Origin of the sequence: Bradyrhizobium sp. CSA112, assembly GCF_029051645.1 — a bacterium.
Lineage (GTDB): Bacteria > Pseudomonadota > Alphaproteobacteria > Rhizobiales > Xanthobacteraceae > Bradyrhizobium.
The window spans coordinates 90,930-105,688 of sequence record NZ_JAACFS010000022.1 but is presented as its reverse complement, the minus strand read 5'-3'; the positions used below and the strand labels follow the sequence as shown (position 1 = coordinate 105,688).

The following is a 14,759-nucleotide window of genomic DNA, read 5'->3' as shown; positions in this document are numbered from 1 at the left end:
TAGGCGCATCAACTCCAATCGCGACCGCCGGACCGGCGGTCGTTTACTGTTCAGGCCGTTACTGTTCAGGTCATGGCGGGTCACGAACGAACAACAAGGCAAACGGATAGATGAAATTTACCGGCACCAAGGACTATGTCGCCACCGACGACCTCAAGGTCGCCGTCAACGCCTCGATCGTGCTCGAGCGCCCGCTGCTGATCAAGGGCGAGCCCGGCACCGGCAAGACCGTGCTGGCGGAGGAAGTCGCCAAAGCGCTCGGCGCGCCGCTCCTGACCTGGCACATCAAGTCGACCACCAAGGCGCAGCAGGGCCTGTACGAATACGACGCGGTCTCGCGCCTGCGCGACAGCCAGCTCGGCGACAGCAGGGTTTCTGACATCTCCAACTACATCAAGCGCGGCAAATTGTGGGAAGCCTTCACCCACGACAAGCGCCCGGTGCTTTTGATCGACGAGATCGACAAGGCCGATATCGAATTCCCCAACGATCTCCTGCTCGAACTCGATCGCATGGAATTCTTCGTCTACGAGACCGGCGAGAACATCAAGGCGAGCCTGCGGCCGATCGTGATGATCACCTCGAACAACGAGAAGGAACTGCCGGACGCATTCCTGCGCCGCTGCTTCTTCCACTACATCAAGTTCCCCGACGCCGACACCATGGGCCGGATCGTCGACGTGCACTTCCCCGGCATCAAGAAGCGCCTGGTGGAAGAAGCCTTGCGCATCTTCTTCGAGGTGCGCGAAGTGCCGGGCCTGAAGAAGAAGCCTTCGACATCGGAGCTGCTCGACTGGCTCAAGCTGCTGCTGAACGAGGACATCACGCCGGAAATGCTGAGGGAGCGCGACCCGCGCAAGCTGATCCCGCCGCTGCACGGCGCGCTGCTCAAGAACGAACAGGACGTGCACCTGTTCGAGCGGCTGGCGTTCCTCAGCCGGCGCGAGGTGTAATTCGCGACATCTCTACGACGCCAGAACTTAACGTTCTGGCGTTTCGTTTTTCAAACGACAACAAACCAAAAAAGTACAGGGAAGATGAACGTTCAAGCCCAGATAGATGAGACCGCGCCGCGCACCACGGAGCATTTCGACGTCGTCATCGCAGGCGCCGGCATTTCCGGCGTCGGCGCTGCCTATCATCTCACCACGCAATGCCCGGGAACGACCTTCGTGGCGCTGGAAGCGCAGAAGACGTTCGGCGGGACCTGGACCACCCACCGCTATCCCGGCATCCGCTCCGACAGCGACCTGCATACGTTCGGCTACCGCTTCAAGCCGTGGACGACAGCGCCGATCGCAAGCGCCGCGGAAATCCTGAAATACATGGGCGAGGTGATCGAGGAAAACGATCTCGCTCCTCACATCCGCTATCGGCACACCATCACGTCGGCGAAATGGTCGAGCGAGGAAAACCTCTGGACCATCGAGGCCACGCGTACCGATACCGGCGAGCAGCTTCGCTTCACCACCAATTTCTTCTGGATGTGCCAGGGATACTACCGCCACACCGAAGGCTACACGCCGGAGTGGAAAGACATGGCCAAGTTCAAGGGCCCGATCGTCCATCCGCAGAAATGGCCCGAGGATATCGACTACAAGAACAAGCGCGTCATCGTGATCGGCTCCGGCGCTACCGCAGCGACCCTGATCCCGGCGATGGCCGGCGATTGCGCGCATGTCACGATGCTGCAGCGTTCGCCGACCTATTTCCGCACCGGGCGCAATGCGATTGAGATCGCCGAGGAGCTGCGGAAACTACAGGTCGACGAGACCTGGATTCACGAAATCACCCGGCGAAAAATCCTGTTCGACCAGGACGCCTTCACCCGCAAGACGTTCGCGGAGCCGGAAGCGGCCAAGAAGGATTTGCTGTCGGCGGTCGAAGCGTATCTGGGCAAGGACTACGACATCGCGACCCACTTCACGCCAAAATACCGGCCGTGGCGGCAGCGCATCGCCTTCATTCCTGACGGCGACCTGTTCCAGGGCATCAAGTCCGGCAAGGCCTCCGTCGTCACTGACGAGATCGACCGCTTCACCGAAAAGGGCATCCTGCTGAAGTCCGGCAAGGAGTTGGAGGCCGACATCATCGTGACCGCGACCGGCTTCAACCTCTGCGCCAATGGCGATATCGAATTCGCCGTCGACGGCAAGCCGCTCGATTTCGCCGATACCGTCACCTATCGCGGCATGATGTTCACCGGCGTGCCGAATCTTGTCTGGGTATTCGGCTATTTCCGCGCGAGCTGGACGCTGCGCGTCGATCTCGTCGCCGACTTCGTCTGCCGGATGCTCAATCACATGAAAGAGACCGGCGCGAAAAAGGTGACGCCGCAGCTCCGCCCCGAAGACCACAACATGCCGCTGTTGCCCTGGATCGATCCCGAAAACTTCAACCCCGGCTACATGATGCGCGGCATGCACCTGTTGCCCAAGCGCGGCGACAAGCCGGAATGGCAGCACAACCAGGATTACTGGGCGGAAAAGGACGAATTCCCCGCCATCGATCTGAAGGACAAGGCGTTCGTTTACGGCTGAGGCCGCGGTCTGATCCAGGGTGACGGTGACGTTCCGTCACTCGGCAGTCATCAAAGCGGGACGCGCCTCGATCACGTTGAAGCGGCCGGCAGGATAAACCCCAGCCAGAGCGAAGCCGCTTTGCTCAAGCAATTCGCGATATTGCCCTTTGGTGCGCTCGAGCCCTCCGGGCCCGCGAAGCATGTTCAGATCGCTCAACGCATGCGCCTTGTCCTCATCGGCCATGCCAGGCACTTCCGGCATCAGCCGCTCGACCAACAGCAACTTGCCGCTACTCGGGAGCGCCCGATGACAGTTGCGCAGGATCGAGATGCTACGCTCGTCATTCCAGTCATGGATGATGCTCTTGAGGATGATCGTATCGGCGATCGCCGGAACCGATTTGAAGAAATCGCCCGCGACAAATTCGACCCGATCGCTGACGCCGATCTGCCGAAGATGTCTGCTTGCGGCATCAAAGCACCTCGGAAGGTCGAAAACGATTCCACGCAGTTCCCGGTTTTGCTGCGCGATGGCGCCGAGCAATTCGCCGGAACCGCCACCGACGTCCATCAGGTAGGATATCCCGCTGAAATCGTAGGAGCGAAGGATATCCGGCGTTACCAGCCGCGTGAGCTCGGTCATCGCGACATTGAACTTGTCGACGTTTTCAGGCGTTCGAGCCATTAGTTCGAAAGCGTCGGCAACGCCCTGCAATTCCGCCGCGGTCTTGCCGGTCATCACGGACTCAAGCATTCCGCTCCAGGACTTTGAAAGCATCTCGGCTTCGAGGATTGCCCAGCCCTTGAACGAATGCGCCGCGGCGCTGTCGAGGCAGGCACCCACCTCCGTCAGGGCATAGCTACCGTCGCCGGTTCGCGAACATATGCCGATGGTGGAGAGCGCGGTGAGCAGACGTCCGAGAGAACGTTCATCCGCGCCGGTCGCATTCGCGAGCGCGCCCGGCGTCTGCGGGCCGTCCCGCAATAGCTCGGCGAGTCCAAGTTTCGCCGCCACGTAGATCACGGCCGTTACACGGTGCGAATGAATCAGATCGAAAAGCCTGAGGGCTGATCCTTGAGATGCCATCGTGCCTCCTTTGCGGTGGCTGTTGCGAACTCCGAATGTGATCCCCCGCGGGTTTGCCGGGCGCTGCTCGGAACGGTATTGGCGCTGCAGCTTTTTGCAGGCCGTTGCTGCTGCGAGGCGGGAGTTATTCGCCCCGATGACGCCCGCAAGCATGTCGGTGGCAGTTGCGCGCTCAGCCCACGATCAAGGGTGACGGCTAATCGGAGATCGGGAAATGAAGTAATTCACAAAGATTATGTATACTTTGATGGTATTTAGATACGTACATTGCGCCAAATTTGCCACCACGCCGCATCTTCTGTATACATCTTGCACTCATCAAGGGGTGCAGCCATGCCGTCCTCGTTTCCGCTCAATGCCTGGTACGCCGCCGCCTGGGACGTCGATATCAAGCACGCGCTGTTTCCGCGCACGATCTGCGGCAAGCATGTCGTGATGTACCGCCAGTCCAGCGGGCGGGTCTGCGCGCTGGAGGACGCCTGCTGGCATCGGCTGGTGCCGCTCTCGAAAGGACGGCTCGACGGCGACACCGTCGTCTGCGGCTATCACGGGCTGAAGTTCAATGCGCAGGGCCGCTGCACCTACATGCCCTCGCAGGACACCATCAACCCGTCGGCCTGCGTGCGCTCCTATCCGGTTGTCGAACGGCATCGCTTCATCTGGCTGTGGATGGGCGATCCGGCGCTGGCTGACCCTGCGCTGGTGCCCGACATGCACTGGAACGACGATCCGGCCTGGGCCGGCGACGGCAAGACCATTCATGTGAAGTGCGACTACCGCCTCGTGATCGACAACCTGATGGACCTGACCCACGAGGCTTTCGTGCACGGCAGCAGCATCGGCAATGACCACGTCGCCGAGGCCCCGTTCGATGTCACCCATGGCGACAAGACCGTGACGGTGACGCGCTGGATGAAGGGCATCGACGCGCCGCCATTCTGGGCGGCGCAGTTGCAGAAGCCGGGTGCGGTCGACCGCTGGCAGATCATCCATTTCCAGGCGCCCGGCACCGTCAATATCGACGTCGGCGTCGCACCCGCCGGCACCGGCGCGCCGGAAGGCGATCGCTCGCAGGGCGTCAACGGTTTTGTGCTCAACACCATGACGCCGGAAACCGACACCACCTGTCACTATTTCTGGGCCTTCGTCCGCAATTACCGGACGACCGAGCAGAAGCTGACCACCGAAATCCGCGAGGGCGTTGCCGGCATCTTCCATGAGGATGAAATCATCCTCGAAGCGCAGCAGCGCGCGATGAACGAAAATCCGGATCGCACCTTCTACAACCTCAACATCGATGCCGGCGCGATGTGGGCGCGGCGCGTGATCGACCGCATGGTGGCGCGCGAGACCGCGCCGCGGACCGTCCAGGCCGCGGAGTGAGGAGATGAACGAGCGCGACGCCGAACGTTCCGTGTCGCAGACCGTGCGGGCGCAGCTCGCGCTGCGCGACATGATTCTATCGGGGCGGCTGCGCCCGGGTGAGCGCATCTCCGAGCTGCAGGCGGTCGATATCACAGGCGTCTCGCGGACGCCGGTGCGGCTGGCGCTGGTGCGGCTGGAGGATGAAGGTCTGTTGCAGGCGATCCCCTCCGGCGGCTTCATGGTGAAGGCGTTTACCGAGCGCGACATTCTGGATTCGATCGAGCTGCGCGGCACGCTGGAGGGCCTCGCGGCCCGCTTTGCGGCCGAGCGCGGCGTCAGCGCGCGCAGCCTCGAGCCGCTGAAGGAATGCCTTGGCGACCTCGACCAGCTTGTTCGGCAGGATCCGATTTCGGTCGAAGCCTTTTCCGCCTATGTGACCATGAACGCGCGCTTCCACGCGCTGCTCAATGAACTCTCCGCGAGCGCGCCGCTGATCCGGGAAATCGATCGCGTCTCCGCGTTGCCGTTCGCTTCGCCAAGCGCTTTCGTGATGGCGCAGTCAGCGTTGCCGGAGGCGCATCAGATCCTGCTGATCGGGCAGGATCATCATCGCATCGTGGTCGATGCGATCGAGAACCGCGAGGGCGCGCGGGCCGAAGCCGTGATGCGCGAGCATTCGCGGCTCGCCGCGCGCAATCTGCGGCTCGCGATCCGCAACCGCACGCATCTCGAACTGATGCCTGCGCTCGCCCTGCTCAAATCGTCAGCCGAATAGGAAAGCGCCCATGCGTTTTGCCGAGCAATGGAGCTGGTGCACCGTCGAAACTGTCAGCAACGTGACGCCCAATATCCGCGAATTCAAACTTCGTCCCGAGAATGGCCGCGTGCCGCCCTACCCGCCCGGCAGCCATATCGGCGTCTCGGTGCTGATCGACGGCCAGCCCGCGCGGCGCTCCTATTCGCTGGTGGAGAACGGCGATGCCGGCACGTACCGGATCGCGGTGCGGCTGGCGCCGGACAGCCGCGGCGGCTCGCGCGGCATGTGGAATTTGCGAGCCGGCGCGCGGATCGAAACTTCAAATCCGGCGTCCCTGCTCGAAATCGACTGGACGAGGAAGAACTATTGCCTGATCGCGGGCGGCATCGGCATCACCCCGATAACAGGTATCGCAGCCGCCCTGCGCCGCAGGAATATCGACGCTCCCCTGCACTACGCCGTGAAATCACGCGGCGATGCCGCCTTCCTCGACGAGCTCTCGGCGCTGCTAGGCGACCTCTTGATCGTGCACGCCTCCGACGAAGGCGCGCGGCTCGATCTCGAACCCACCTTCCGCGCTTTGCCGGATGACGCCATCGCCATCATATGCGGACCGATGCGGATGCTGGAGGCGGCGCGGCGCGCCTGGAATGACGCGGGAAGAGCGCCCGCCGATTTGCGCTACGAGACCTTCGGCTCAAGCGGCCTGAAGCCGACGGCCGAATTCCGCGTGCGGCTGAAAGATACCGGCACCGAACTGGTCGTGCCGCAGAACAGCTCGATGCTGGACGCGCTGAATGCCGCCGGCTTCGAGGTGATATCGGATTGCCAGCGCGGCGAGTGCGGCGTCTGCGCCGTCGATGTCGTTGCCGTCGAGGGCGAGATCGACCATCGCGACGTGTTCTTCAGCGATCAGCAGAAGCAGCACAACCGCAAGATCTGCCCCTGCGTGTCGCGTGCGATCGGCGTCGTGACGATCGATACGCTGTACCGGCCGGAAGCGGCGCATTCTTAAGCGAATCTCGATGCGGGCGTGTCTTTAAGCAACAGCTTAGCCGCAATTCCAGATCGGGCCGATCGGCGTCCGCGTCCAGCAAGGGCCGAAGCTGCCGCCATTGTAGCGACCGCCGTAAAAGCCAGGCCGGCCGAAATAGTGCCAGTCGCCATCGTACCCGTAATAACTTGGGGTTGGATCGATATACCAAGGGCGCTGGTTGCGGCGCGCCATGCGCGAAGCCGCGGCTTTCCGGGAGTAAGCTGGAAGGCTGTTATTCGGCGGTTGATGATAGCCCGGCAGGAAGCCGTATCCGTGCCAGCGTGACGCCGGCCGTTTATGAACCGGCTCAGCCGGCGCGACGACCGGCAGCAGCGACAGGATGATAGCAATCGACAGAAACACGAGGCGCGACATAAGTGCACCATAGATGGCCGGCGGTTGAGAGGCGATTCAAATCTGAGTGCACAGTGCAGCGCAGCTGCTTCCGGTCCGCTTGCGAGACGAGCGCTCTGCGGAAGCGACCGTTCACCCCGGGGATTTCTATCTTTGCGGTCAGACAATAAAGACAAAAAGCCACGCGGGCATTACACCGCATGGCCTTTGCGAGACTGCGCGCCCCCAGGCCCTCTGGAGATTCCGTCTCGGGGCGCATAGTGTGCGGGTGGAGGTGCCTGTCCAGGGTGTGATGGAATTTGCCCACAGTTCTGGCGAACGAACACGCCCCAACCGATCCGCCCGGTTCAAACCGCGTCTTTAGCAACCTTCAGGGGTGACGCCTTGACCGACTTGCTGGCTGGCTTGGCCGCGAACTCCATAGGCTCTTTCGTGAAAGGATTCACACCGCTGCGGGCTTCAGTAGCAGGCTTGTTCACGACCGACATTTTGACGAAGCCAGGAATGACGAACTCGCCGGATTCATTCAGTTCCTTATAGCCCACAGTCGCCATCTGCTCGATGACGGCCTTTACGTCTCCCTTGGAAACCTGCGTTCCCTCTGCAATTGCATCAATCAACTGATTCTTGGTCATCTTGGCCATGATGGATTCCTTTGTGGAGGCTCAGAACAGGCTAAAGCGCATGAGCTACCGGGGGCGGTCACTCTGCTTAAAACGCAGCAAAGCCACGCAGTTCGCTTCTCGTTCATACCTGTGGTCATGAAGTCACCGGGCTTAAAACCTATCGAGATCCAAAACGCAAGGAGCAGCTCGGCGTGTTATTCTCATTTGGCTACTATGCGCCAATCTGGACATACCCTGGCTGGCCCAATCCGATTAATTCAGCATGAATAGACCAAGCGCGGCGCGAACATCGCGCAAAGTGGCATCTGTTATCTCACGGGCTCGCGCAGTACCGCGCTTGACGACTTGCAGTACATAGCCGGGATCACGAGCAAGTGCGGCGCGACGGTCTCGGATTGGCGCGAGAAGTGCCTGCAGCACATCATCCAGACGTTTCTTCACAATGCTGTCGCCCAAACCGCCGCGGATATAGCGTGCCTTCAAATCCTCAACCACAGCGTGATCTTCGTCGAACGCATCCAAGTACGTGAAGACCACGTTGCTTTCGACGCGACCTGGGTCGGATGCCTTAATATGGTTTGGATCGGTGAACATACGCCGGACAGCCTCACGTATTTCATCGGCCGTGGCTGATAACTGAATAGCATTACCCTGCGACTTGCTCATTTTGGCTATGCCGTCGATGCCGGGAAGGCGTCCGATGCGAGGAATAAGCGCGTGGGCTTCTGGCAACACGTCAAAACCAGCTTGGCGATTGATGCGGCGAACAACCTCATTGGCTTGCTCGATCAATGGAGCTTGATCTTCCCCAACCGGGACAATCGTCGCTTTGAAGCCGGTGATGTCGGCGGCCTGGGCGACGGGATAGCAGAGAAACCCTGCAGGAATATCTCTGCCGAAACCTCGCGCCTGAAGCTCGTCCTTGATAGTTGGGTTGCGCTCAAGCCGCGCCACCGTGACAAAGTTCATGTACAGCAGGGTCAAATCGGCCAGGGCGGGAAGATGAGATTGAAGACAGATCGTGGTCCGGCTCGGGTCGATCCCGACAGCCAGGTAGTCTGTCGCGATCTCAAGGACATTGTCACGCACTCGACCAGGATTGTGCGCGTTGTCCGTCAGTGCCTGGGCATCCGCAAGCAGCAGGTACTGCTGGTGCGTCGTCTGCAGGCTGACGCGGTTCTTCAACGAACCGACGTAGTGCCCCAGGTGCAGCGGGCCGGTGGTTCTGTCGCCGGTCAAGATAACAGGGTGGGTGGCGGACAAATGTTGCATCGCGGTTCTCCAGATAGGAACCGCCGTTCAATCGGACTGTGGATGCAGGCAACCTCGCAAGCCGATGAACGGCGGCGACGGTTGGGTGAATGACAAAGCCGTGCCGCTCCTAAGTGGAGCGCCACCACAAGTTCGCGAACGTGATCACGACGACAGTCATGCGGACGATACTGACGAAACTTCCGAGGAAAGCAAGTCGGCTTGATGTCTCAAATGGGTCCATTTTCGGAAGTGGACGCCTGCATCGGCGAGGTCTGCTTTGCCCCCACAAACGGACTTCGTCAGTCCGGTCTGTCAGGTCCGAAAAGTGCCAGGACCCGACCTGCCGCTTAGGCAAACGCAGCGGCAAGCCTCTGCTCAATATGCAACGGCCCCGCTCGGCTTTGGCCGCAGCGGGGCCGGTCTAGAGGTGGTTTCATGCAGTGGTGACAAGGAGGCTCGGTTTCCAGACACGAACAGTAATGGATACCGCGCTTCGCAAATCAGAGTTGGTATGCTTCACTGCGTCTTCTTGCGGGGATCATCAGCCGGGTCGATGTAGTCGATGCCTCCTGGGCCGACGAACTGAATTTGGAGGATCGCCTCCTCGTTTCCCGTCCAAACATAGTGAGCGTGCTTTGCCGGCAGCGCGTGCAAGGCACCCGCCTTGCTCACCTCGCCTTTCGTAGTGTCAAATTTTTCGCCCATGCCAAAGCCGACGCTACCGCTGATCACGGTGACGGTCTCGGCATAGGGATGGGTGTGCGGCGGAACTTTATAGTTGGGTGGAAACTTGACGCGCTGGACCACCACGCTGCCAGCTTTCGTTGGATCGCCTACCAGGACCGCGGTTTGGCCACCCTTCGGAATGTTCGGATTGTCCTTCCATGTCAGCGCATCTGGTTTGACGATGGTCACGGCATCTTGCGCCAGTGCCGAACCCGCCAGTGCGATCAAGGCTGCCAAGGTCAGAAGCTTTTTCATGAGGTTCTCCTTACGTTTGCTGCTCCATTTTTCAGAGTGCTATTGCGACCGCTTCGGCTCACTGTTCTGCCAGGAACGTGAGCACGGCCTTACCAGAGGTGATATTGAATGGATTTGCTTGATTGGTTGGGATCAGTCGCCGCCGCAAGGCTCAGCGCGAAGCACGCGACGATGGGAATGCTGAGTAGCCTGATGAACTCCGCCGAGACCAGCGATAACGCTTCGTTGCTCAAGCATAACATGGTGGTCCCTCCGATGACGTTTCAGAGGTCCACAAAAAATCTGGACAAGTTCTTTTGGGATTAGTTCTTACAAATCAGCCTGTACCTATTTATTTTAGAAGCAATGCCTCGATTGGGACAGGGCGTCTAGAAGCCTGATCTCCGGTCATATTGACGCATAGCCCACATCAGCCGAAATCGTGAGACGTGGCCGGGCCGCTGAGCTCATTTACGGAAACCGGGACGCGATCGAACTGGACCCCCAATGTCTGAATTGGGTCAAAAGCGGCGGTGGAAGGGAGCAAGGATCGATGTCCGGTTTGCCGCTGACAATCGACGTCACAAGGGCTTTAGCGCGGTTCGGCTGTGAGCCAGAAGGCGACGTCACCGAAAGAGCCGGTTTCCCTCGCCAGATCAGCCGATTTGTCAGCTGCTTTCGAATAGTTCACGGGCGACGAACGGGTTTGCGCCGGCCTAATCAGGTCTGGCGCTGCGCGCCGATAGTGCGACCGACGTCGGCAACCACCCCGTAGAGGCGCTGCCGCGAGAGCCAATGAAGGTCGTCCATGCGTTGCACGATTCCTACCACAACCGGCACGTGGTGGCGTCGCGCAAGCTGCTCAAGTGAGAAAACGGACCACCAGGCGCGAAAAGCGACTCGCGTCCAAGCGCGCGCGTCCCAGCCGAGCAGGAGGACATCCGGCGCATACCTGCGCACCGCACGATTCAGGTTCCACGGGTATTTGACGATGATACCCAGGCGCACCGGTCGCGCACCCTCCCACGGAAAGGATCTTGCGACGGCGGCAAAGGCAAATACGACTGAGCGACGGGCTACGTTGCTGGCAACCAGCCTCTCGATGACTCTAGAGGCAAGTCCCGTCTCCTTCACCTCCACAAACAGGTCAAGGTCAGTTGGTGAAAGAAGCGACAGTGCCGCATCGAGGGTAAGCGCATTCTCGACATGAGGCGGCGGGTCGTGTGACACCACCAATGTGTCGGAATCCGCTGCAAGGCAGACGTCGAATTCGACGCCAGATATTCTGCCGTCACGGGCGGCACGTGCGAACGCGGCGAGCGAGTTTTCACCCGGACCCGCGGACCATCCACGGTGCGCAATAAGCTTCATGACGAGGTCCGTACAGCCAAGCTGCGCGCGCCATGCAATCTCCCCGCAGAGAGACCCGCGGCCCCTACGTTGACCCATGATTGGCGTCGGGCCAAGAGGCGACGTCACCGAAACAGCCGGCTTTGGGGCAAAAGCGCTGTTCGGAAAGTCGGACAGTCGCTTCCGGCCTACCCCTACAAGCCGACAATCTCAGAGCCCACCGGACCTCGCATTCGGGTCACGAGCGGTAATACTCCAACTGATCGTAAGCTGTCCGCTTCTCCGTCGATAGTGTTGCAAAAGTCCCAAAAGGCGCTGCTGCTAGTTTTCCGCCAAAGCACGAAACAAGCGATAGTCGCCGATCAATGCGGCCTCAAACTCGCTACCGGAATCGCCAGTGAGTTTGGCGCATGGAGGCGTGGTCCCCCACATCATTTTTCAATCGCCGCGCCTACGGCTCGGAGAACCTGAATCCCATCCCGCAAAAAGACTTTTGCAACAGTATCCCGTCAGAAACGGAAATCTACGCCTTTATGAGTCCACGCGCCCCTAGAAGAATTCGTCGAGGAACGCGGCCGCTTCGTCCGAGATGCCGGCGATCTTGTTCGTTGCTTGACGATAGAACTTGAAATTGAGCTCGGTCCCGGGCTGGCCGTCTTTCCAGTCGGTGCAGTGCTTGAGCTCGCTCCGCCCAAGCGGCCGCTTCGCGAGCGCGGTGCGTCTGATGGTGACGCTCACACGTGGTGTTTGCCTGTTGATGCCGCGCTTCCTGGCGATCGCTTCGGCTGAAATAACAACGCCGCGCGCGATAAGGCCCTGCCCGCCCTCGTTCTCGCTCGCGAACACGAAAACCGTGTCGCCTTCGGCGATATGCTTGCCGCCATACATGGTCTTTTGCGCTGTCAACGCGAACGTCTTCGGCCGCCGATCGGTAACCTCGGCCTTGATCGCGAACGCCATGCTCCTCATGCCAATGCTAGGCCGACACCGGGAATCTGACGGCCTCCAGCGCGGCCTTGCCGCGGATCATATCCGACGCCTTGTCGGCAATCATCAGCGTCGAGGCGTTGAGATTGGCCGAGATCATCCGCGGCATGATCGAGGCGTCGACGACGCGCAGGCCCTGCAGCCCGTGCACGCGCAACTGGTCGTCGACCACGGCCCATTTGGCGTCCGCCGGTCCCATGCGACAGGTGCAGCCGGGATGGAACGTGGTGGTGCCGCGCTCGGTGGCGGCGGCGAGGAATTCATCGTCGCTCTGGACCTTGGGTCCGGGGAAATCCTCATAGGCGTAGTATGGCGCGAGCGGCTTGGATGCGAGCAGCCGGCGCGCCAGTTTCATGCCGGCGACGACGACGCGGCGGTCGATCTCTTCCACCAGATAATTGGTCTGGATGATCGGCGGCGCGAACGGATCGGCGGAGCGGATGCGGACATAGCCGCGGCTCTCCGGGCGCTGCTGCCATGAGGCAACCGTCATGCCGGGCTCGTCCTCGAGCTGGCCCTGCACGCCTTCCTTGTAGCTCGCCGGCGTAAAGGTGAGCTGCAGGTCGGAGCTTTCCGTGGTTTCGCCGGAGTGCCAGAAGCAATAGACCATGGTCGGCGACAGCGACAGCAACCCGCGCCGCGTCGTGGCCCATTTCAACGCCTCGACCCACAGGCTCAGGCCGCGCCGCAGTTCATTGATGGTCTTGATGTTCTTGACGCGTGCGACCGAGCGCGGCGCGTAGTGATCCTGCAGGCCTTCGCCGACGCCCGGCAGCGCGTGACGGACCTCGATGCCGTGCGACTGCAGCAGTTCGGGAGAGCCGACGCCGGACAATTGCAGCACCTGCGGCGAGTTATAGGCGCCGCCGGAAAGAATGACTTCCTTGTTGGCGCGCACCTCGACGGGCGTGCCGCCCTTGCCGCCCCGGAGATAACGCACGCCGACCGCGCGCTTGCCCTCGAAAATGAGGTTGGTGACATGCGCATGCGTGCGCACATCGACATTCGGTCGCTTCCGCGCCGGATGCAAAAACGCCTTCGCGGCGCTCATGCGAAGACCGTTCTGGATGGTGCGCTGGCAGTAGGAGACGCCCTCCTGGATCGCGCCGTTGTAATCGGGATTTTTGGGGATACCGAGGCTGACGGCACCTTCCATGAAGGCCTCGCACAGCGGATCCTGCCAATCCATGGTGGTGACGGTGAGACTGCCTTCGCGTCCGCGATAGGTTTCGTCGCATTCGCCGACGCGCCGCTCCAGCCGCTTGAAATAGGGCAGTATGTCCGGATAGCCCCAGCCGCGGTTGCCGAGCTGCGCCCAGGTGTCGAAATCCTGGCGCTGGCCGCGGTTGTAGATATGGCCGTTGATCGACGACGATCCGCCCAGCGTCTTGCCACGCGGCGCGTAGATGCTGCGCCCGCCGGTCCACGGCCCCGGCTCTTGGCTGTAGGCCCAGTTGACGCTCTTCATGTGGAACGTCTTGATGAAGCCGGCAGGCAGATGGATGTAGGGATGCCAGTCGCTCGGCCCCGCCTCCAGTACGCAGACGCGGGCGGTAGAATCTTCGCTAAGCCGGTTGGCGAGCACGCTGCCTGCTGAGCCCGCGCCGATAATCACATAATCGAACGTTTCCATCGTCTCTTTTCTGGCGCGGCTTTACTTACCGCGGCTTTTCGTTGAGTTGATAGGTGAGATGCGCCTTCACGGTCGGCCATTCGCTGGCGATGATGCTGTAAACCACGGTGTCGCGCAACGTGCCGTTCGGCGCGATCTGGTGGCTTCTCAGGATACCGTCCTGCTTGGCGCCCAGGCGCTCGATGCCGCGCCGGCTCTGGTGATTGAAGAAATGCGTGCGGAACTCTACCGCAATGCAATTGAGTTGCTCGAAGGCGTGCGTCAGCAGCAGCAATTTGCACTGTGTATTGAGCGCGCTGCGCTGCACACGCTTGGCGTACCAGGTGGAGCCGATCTCGACCCGGCGGTTGGGGGCATCGACGTTCATATAGGTCGTCATGCCCGCGACGTTGCCGTCGGCATCGTATACCGTGAACGGTAGCATCGAGCCGGCCGCGAACAGGCCAAGGCGGCGGTCGATTTCCTTTTTCATGTTTTCGGCGGTCGGGATGAAGGTGTACCAGAGCTTCCACAACTCGCCGTCGCTGACCGCCTCCACCAGCCCGTCGACGTGATCGTGCGACAACGGCTCAAGCCGCGCGTATGCGCCTTGAAGGGTAACCGGTTCAAGAAAGGCCATTTGAAATACTCCCTCTCCTCATCCTGAGGAGCCGCGAAGCGGCGTCTCGAAGGATGAAGGCCCGTCTGTGGCCTCATGGTTCGAGACGCGCGTTCCGCGCTCCTCACCATGAGGGTTATCCTCTCTCCGTGGTCATTCCGGGATGGTGCGCCAGCACCAGACCCGGAATCTCGAGATTCCGGGTCTGGTCCTTCGGACCATCCCGGAATG

Annotated in this window: 14 protein-coding genes; 5 read left to right on the top strand and 9 right to left on the bottom strand. The window is 60.9% G+C overall.

What is annotated here, in order from left to right:
- Positions 1 to 110 precede the first annotated feature (110 nt).
- Together GWE18_RS28265 and GWE18_RS28260 are read left to right on the top strand one after the other, a co-directional pair.
- Positions 111 to 953, top strand: coding sequence for a MoxR family ATPase (locus GWE18_RS28265; RefSeq protein ID WP_057850028.1), 843 nt, complete (start codon positions 111 to 113; stop codon positions 951 to 953).
- Between the two features lie 84 nt (positions 954 to 1,037).
- Positions 1,038 to 2,540, top strand: a complete 1,503-nt coding sequence (locus GWE18_RS28260) for an NAD(P)/FAD-dependent oxidoreductase (RefSeq protein ID WP_275188968.1) — start codon at positions 1,038 to 1,040, stop codon at positions 2,538 to 2,540.
- 36 nt (positions 2,541 to 2,576) lie between these two features.
- Here the strand turns inward: GWE18_RS28260 and GWE18_RS28255 are convergent, their stop codons facing one another.
- Complete coding sequence (locus tag GWE18_RS28255) at positions 2,577 to 3,608, bottom strand: methyltransferase (protein WP_275188967.1); 1,032 nt, start codon at positions 3,606 to 3,608, stop codon at positions 2,577 to 2,579.
- A 333-nt stretch (positions 3,609 to 3,941) separates the two neighbouring features.
- Between GWE18_RS28255 and GWE18_RS28250 the strand changes: the two genes are divergently transcribed.
- From GWE18_RS28250 to GWE18_RS28240, 3 genes are read left to right on the top strand one after another with little or no spacing between them, the layout of a single operon-like run.
- Positions 3,942 to 4,991 (top strand): aromatic ring-hydroxylating dioxygenase subunit alpha, encoded by a 1,050-nt coding sequence (locus GWE18_RS28250; RefSeq protein WP_275188966.1) that lies wholly within the window; start codon positions 3,942 to 3,944, stop codon positions 4,989 to 4,991.
- A gap of 4 nt (positions 4,992 to 4,995) precedes the next feature.
- A complete protein-coding gene (locus GWE18_RS28245; RefSeq protein ID WP_275188965.1) occupies positions 4,996 to 5,748 on the top strand; it encodes a GntR family transcriptional regulator in 753 nt (250 codons plus the stop codon).
- Between the two features lie 10 nt (positions 5,749 to 5,758).
- Positions 5,759 to 6,745 (top strand): PDR/VanB family oxidoreductase, encoded by a 987-nt coding sequence (locus GWE18_RS28240; RefSeq protein WP_275188964.1) that lies wholly within the window; start codon positions 5,759 to 5,761, stop codon positions 6,743 to 6,745.
- 36 nt (positions 6,746 to 6,781) lie between these two features.
- Here GWE18_RS28240 and GWE18_RS28235 read toward each other — a convergent pair whose 3' ends face one another.
- From GWE18_RS28235 to GWE18_RS28200, 8 genes are all read right to left on the bottom strand, one after another.
- Positions 6,782 to 7,141 (bottom strand): hypothetical protein, encoded by a 360-nt coding sequence (locus GWE18_RS28235; protein WP_275188963.1) that lies wholly within the window; start codon positions 7,139 to 7,141, stop codon positions 6,782 to 6,784.
- 326 nt (positions 7,142 to 7,467) lie between these two features.
- Positions 7,468 to 7,764 carry an HU family DNA-binding protein gene (locus GWE18_RS28230; protein WP_057850035.1) on the bottom strand — a complete coding sequence of 99 codons (297 nt, stop codon included), beginning with the start codon at positions 7,762 to 7,764 and terminating at the stop codon, positions 7,468 to 7,470.
- A gap of 234 nt (positions 7,765 to 7,998) precedes the next feature.
- Entirely contained in the window at positions 7,999 to 9,018 is a 1,020-nt protein-coding gene (gene trpS, locus GWE18_RS28225; protein ID WP_275188962.1) for a tryptophan--tRNA ligase, read from the bottom strand.
- 498 nt (positions 9,019 to 9,516) lie between these two features.
- The gene (locus GWE18_RS28220) at positions 9,517 to 9,981 is read right to left on the bottom strand and encodes a cupin domain-containing protein (protein WP_275188961.1); all 465 of its coding nucleotides are present in this window, start codon (positions 9,979 to 9,981) and stop codon (positions 9,517 to 9,519) included.
- Between the two features lie 699 nt (positions 9,982 to 10,680).
- The gene (locus GWE18_RS28215; protein WP_275188960.1) at positions 10,681 to 11,331 is read right to left on the bottom strand and encodes a glycerophosphodiester phosphodiesterase; all 651 of its coding nucleotides are present in this window, start codon (positions 11,329 to 11,331) and stop codon (positions 10,681 to 10,683) included.
- A gap of 528 nt (positions 11,332 to 11,859) precedes the next feature.
- Positions 11,860 to 12,270 (bottom strand): hypothetical protein, encoded by a 411-nt coding sequence (locus GWE18_RS28210; RefSeq protein WP_275188959.1) that lies wholly within the window; start codon positions 12,268 to 12,270, stop codon positions 11,860 to 11,862.
- Positions 12,271 to 12,286: 16 nt separating this feature from the next.
- Positions 12,287 to 13,930 (bottom strand): GMC family oxidoreductase N-terminal domain-containing protein, encoded by a 1,644-nt coding sequence (locus tag GWE18_RS28205; protein ID WP_275188958.1) that lies wholly within the window; start codon positions 13,928 to 13,930, stop codon positions 12,287 to 12,289.
- Between the two features lie 25 nt (positions 13,931 to 13,955).
- The gene (locus GWE18_RS28200) at positions 13,956 to 14,549 is read right to left on the bottom strand and encodes a GNAT family protein (RefSeq protein WP_275188957.1); all 594 of its coding nucleotides are present in this window, start codon (positions 14,547 to 14,549) and stop codon (positions 13,956 to 13,958) included.
- Between the last annotated feature and the right edge of the window lie 210 nt (positions 14,550 to 14,759).

Coding starts and splice junctions, on each gene's coding strand:
- GWE18_RS28265 (WP_057850028.1), top strand. CDS start 111: ATGAAATTTACCGGCACCAAGGACTATGTCGCCACCGACGACCTCAAG.
- GWE18_RS28260 (WP_275188968.1), top strand. CDS start 1,038: ATGAACGTTCAAGCCCAGATAGATGAGACCGCGCCGCGCACCACGGAG.
- GWE18_RS28255 (WP_275188967.1), bottom strand. CDS start 3,608: ATGGCATCTCAAGGATCAGCCCTCAGGCTTTTCGATCTGATTCATTCG.
- GWE18_RS28250 (WP_275188966.1), top strand. CDS start 3,942: ATGCCGTCCTCGTTTCCGCTCAATGCCTGGTACGCCGCCGCCTGGGAC.
- GWE18_RS28245 (WP_275188965.1), top strand. CDS start 4,996: ATGAACGAGCGCGACGCCGAACGTTCCGTGTCGCAGACCGTGCGGGCG.
- GWE18_RS28240 (WP_275188964.1), top strand. CDS start 5,759: ATGCGTTTTGCCGAGCAATGGAGCTGGTGCACCGTCGAAACTGTCAGC.
- GWE18_RS28235 (WP_275188963.1), bottom strand. CDS start 7,141: ATGTCGCGCCTCGTGTTTCTGTCGATTGCTATCATCCTGTCGCTGCTG.
- GWE18_RS28230 (WP_057850035.1), bottom strand. CDS start 7,764: ATGGCCAAGATGACCAAGAATCAGTTGATTGATGCAATTGCAGAGGGA.
- trpS (WP_275188962.1), bottom strand. CDS start 9,018: ATGCAACATTTGTCCGCCACCCACCCTGTTATCTTGACCGGCGACAGA.
- GWE18_RS28220 (WP_275188961.1), bottom strand. CDS start 9,981: ATGAAAAAGCTTCTGACCTTGGCAGCCTTGATCGCACTGGCGGGTTCG.
- GWE18_RS28215 (WP_275188960.1), bottom strand. CDS start 11,331: ATGAAGCTTATTGCGCACCGTGGATGGTCCGCGGGTCCGGGTGAAAAC.
- GWE18_RS28210 (WP_275188959.1), bottom strand. CDS start 12,270: ATGGCGTTCGCGATCAAGGCCGAGGTTACCGATCGGCGGCCGAAGACG.
- GWE18_RS28205 (WP_275188958.1), bottom strand. CDS start 13,930: ATGGAAACGTTCGATTATGTGATTATCGGCGCGGGCTCAGCAGGCAGC.
- GWE18_RS28200 (WP_275188957.1), bottom strand. CDS start 14,549: ATGGCCTTTCTTGAACCGGTTACCCTTCAAGGCGCATACGCGCGGCTT.